The organism is Actinokineospora spheciospongiae, assembly GCF_000564855.1.
GTDB classification, from domain to species: domain Bacteria; phylum Actinomycetota; class Actinomycetes; order Mycobacteriales; family Pseudonocardiaceae; genus Actinokineospora; species Actinokineospora spheciospongiae.
Window position 1 is genome coordinate 1 of the sequence record NZ_AYXG01000141.1, and the last position, 3,760, is coordinate 3,760.

General features: G+C 75.9%; 1 protein-coding gene. It reads right to left on the reverse strand.

The window, feature by feature from the left end; genetic code table 11:
- The coding region (locus UO65_RS18920) for a type I polyketide synthase (protein ID WP_035284472.1) at nucleotides 1-3,760 on the reverse strand (3,760 nt) is incomplete at both ends.

Genomic DNA, 3,760 nt, shown 5'->3' on the forward strand with positions numbered 1-3,760 from the left:
CCTGGGCACCACACCGTGCCGCATCGCCTGCACCACCTTGATCACACCCGCCACACCGGCCGCCGCCTGCGAGTGCCCGATGTTCGACTTGATCGACCCCAGCAACAGCGGGGTCTCCCGATCGCGGCCATAGGTCGCCAACAGCGCCTGCGCCTCGATCGGGTCACCCAGTGTCGTGCCGGTGCCGTGGCCCTCGACGACATCGACATCACGCGGGGACAGCCCCGCGCCCGCCAACGCCTGGCGGATCACCCGCTGCTGCGACGGGCCGTTGGGAGCCGTGAGACCGTTCGACGCGCCGTCCTGGTTCACCGCCGAACCCCGCAGCACCGCCAAGACCTGGTGCCCGTTGCGGCGGGCGTCCGACAGCCGCTCCAGCACCAGCACGCCGACGCCCTCCGACCAGCCGACGCCGTCGGCGGCCTCCGCGTACGGCTTGCAGGAGCCGTCGACGGACATGCCGCGCTGCCGGGAGAAGTCGACGAAGGTCTTCGGGGTGGACATGACCGTCACGCCACCGGCCAGCGCCAGTCCGCAGTCGCCGGAGCGCAGCGCCTGCGCCGCCCAGTGCACCGCCACCAGCGACGACGAGCACGCCGTGTCCACCGTGACGGCGGGACCCTCGAAGCCCAGCGAGTACGCCACCCGGCCGGAGGCGACGCTGGGCGAGCTGCCGTTGCCCCGGTACCCCTCGAACTCGGGGGTGTTGAGCAGGTCCGCGTAGTCGCTGTACATGACGCCCGCGAACACGCCGGTGCGGCTGCCGCGCAGCGAGGCCGGGTCGATCCCGGCCCGCTCCACGGCCTCCCAGGAGGTTTCCAGCAGCAGGCGCTGCTGCGAGTCCGTGGCCAGTGCCTCGGCCGGGCTCATCCCGAAGAACTCCGCGTCGAACTCGCCCGCCCCGTGCAGGAAGTGCGCGTCGCGGACGTAGGAGGTGCCCAGGTGGTCGGAGTCCGGGTCGTAGAGGGCTTCCACGTCCCAGCCGCGGTTGTCCGGGAACGCGGACACGGCGTCGACCTCGTCGGTGACCAGCCGCCACAGGTCCTCCGGGGAGGACACCCCGCCCGGGTAGCGGCACGCCATGCCCACGATCACCACCGGGTCGTCGGCCAGTGGCGGCAGCGCCCGCACGGGTGCGGTGTCGTCCGGTTCGGTGGCGCCGATCAGCTCGCCGAGCAGGTGCTCGGCGACCGCGGCCGAGGTCGGGTGGTCGAACACCAGGGTCGCGGGCAGCCGCAGCCCGGTCGCCGTGGACAGGCCGTTGCGCAGTTCCACCGCGGTCAGCGAGTCGAGGCCCAGTTCCTGGAACGTCCGCGCCGGGTCCACCGACAAGCCGTCCGCGTGGCCCAGCACCACCGCGACCCGGCCGCGCACCAGGTCGAGCAGCATCTCGGTGCGCTCGACCGCAGACAGCGCCGCCAGGGTGCGGGCCAGCCCGCCCGCCGCCTCCGCCGCGCGCGCCGCCACCCGGCGACCCCGCGTCCGCACCAGGCCGCGCAGCACCGCGGGCACGTCGCCGCGCGCCCGCAGGGCCGCCGGGTCCAGCAGGACCGGTGCGACCACGGCCTCGTCCGGCACGGACACGGCCGCGTCGAACAGGCGCATGCCCTGCTCCAGCGACAGCGGCGGCAGGCCGTCGCGGGCGATGCGGGCCCGGTCGGCGTCGGTGAGCCCGGCGGTCATGCCGGTTTCGGCCGTCCAAGCGCCCCAGGCGAGCGCCAGGCCGGGCAGCCCGGCCGCCCGCCGGTGGGCGGCGAGGGCGTCGAGGAAGGCGTTGCCCGCCGCGTAGTTGCCCTGGCCCGCCGAACCGAGGGTGGCCGCGACCGAGGAGAACACCACGAACGCGTCGAGGTCGGCGGTCAGCTCGTGCAGGTGCCAGGCGGCGTCGACCTTCACCCGCAGCACGGTGTCGACGTGCTCGGGGGTCAGCGAGTCGATGACACCGTCGGCCAGCACCCCGGCCGAGTGCACCACGGCCCGCACCGGGTGCTCGGCGGGCACCGCCACCAGCACCGCGGCGAGCGCGTCCCGGTCGGTCACGTCGCAGGAGCGCACGGTCGCGGTCGCACCCACTGCGGCCAGGTCGGCCACCAGTTCGGCGACCCCTTCGGTCTGTTCGCCGCGGCGGCTGAGCAGCAGCAGGTGCCGCGCGCCGCGCTCGGTGGCGAGGTGGCGGGCCAGGGCCGCGCCCAGCCCGGCGGTACCGCCGGTGATCAGGACGGTGGCCTCCGGGTCCCAGCCCGCGGTGGCCGTGGGCGCGGGGAGGCGGGCCAGCCGGGCGGCCGTGGCCGCGCCGTCGCGCACGCGCACCTGCGGTTCGTCGGTGCCCAGCACGACGCCCAGCGGCAGCGGCCCGGCATCCGCGTCAACCAGCAGGAACCGGCCGGGGTACTCCGTCTGGGCGGTCCGCACCAGCCCCCACGGACCGGCCGTGGCCAGGTCCGCGCCCACCGCGCCGTCCACGACGAACACCAGTTGTGCCCCGGTGGACGCCTCGGTCGCCAACCACTGCTGGAGCAGGCCGAGGACGTGGTTGGTGAGGGCGTGGGTGTCGGCGACCACGTCGCCGTCGGCCGTCAGCGGCACCACGACGGCGTCGGGTGTCCCGTCGACCGAGGCGAGGTCGGCCGCCGTCGTGACCGTGGCGCCACCCGCGCGCAGCCGTTCCGCCACACCGCGCGGGTCGGCTCCGACGACGGTGGCCGCGACCGGCGCGGCGGTGGCGCGCACCGGCGTCGACCAGTCGAGCCGGTAGAGCGCGTCGACCGCGGCACCGGCGCCCGCCACCTGGTCGGCGGTGACCTCGCGGAACACCAGTGAGTCGACCGTGGCGACCAGGGTGCCCGCGGCGTCGAGGACCGTGACGGCGACACCGTCGGTCTCGGTGCCGGTGAGCACCACCCGCGCCGAGGACGCCGCGGCGGCGTGCAGGGTCACGCCCTCCCAGGAGAACGGCAGCACGCTGCGATCGCTGGGTTGGGTCAGCGTCGCGGTGTGCAGGACGGCGTCGAAGAGGGCCGGGTGCAGGCCGTAGGCGGCGGCCTGCCCGGTGGCGTGCTCGGGCAGCGCGACCTCGGCGAACACCTCGCCGCCGCGCCGCCACGCCGCCGTCAGCCCGCGGAACACCGGGCCGTAGCCGAAGCCCAGGTCAGCCAGCCGCTCGTAGAAGCCGTCCAGCGGCACGGGTTCCGCGCCGGGGGGCGGCCAGGACCCGAGGTCGGCGGGGGCGGTGGGCGCGGCGGCGGCGAGGGCGCCGAACGCGTGCTGCGTCCACGGGCCGTCGGCGCCCTCGGCGCGGGAGAACACGCCGAGGCGGCGGTGACCGCGCTCGTCGGTCTCCTCGACCCGCACCTGGACGTGCACGGCGCCCGCCTCGGGGAGGGCCAGGGGGACGGCGAGGGTCAGCTCGTCGATGCGGTCGAGGCCGACCTCGTCGGCGGCGCGCAGCGCCAGCTCCACGAAACCGGTGCCCGGGAAGAGGATGCTGCCGTGCACGACGTGGTCGGCCAGCCACGGCACCGACCGGGCGGACAGCCTGCCGGTGAGCACCGCGTCCCCTCCCCCGGCCAGTTCGACGGCGGCGCCGAGCAGCGGGTGGGTCACCGAGGCCAGGCCCGCGCCGGACACGTCGCCGGTGGCGCCGGTCCGCTCGGGCCAGAACCGCCGGTGCTGGAAGGCGTAGGTGGGTAGCTCGACCCGCCGCGCCCCGAGCCCGGCGAAGAACGCCGACCAGTCGACGGGAACGCCGTACGCGTGCAGG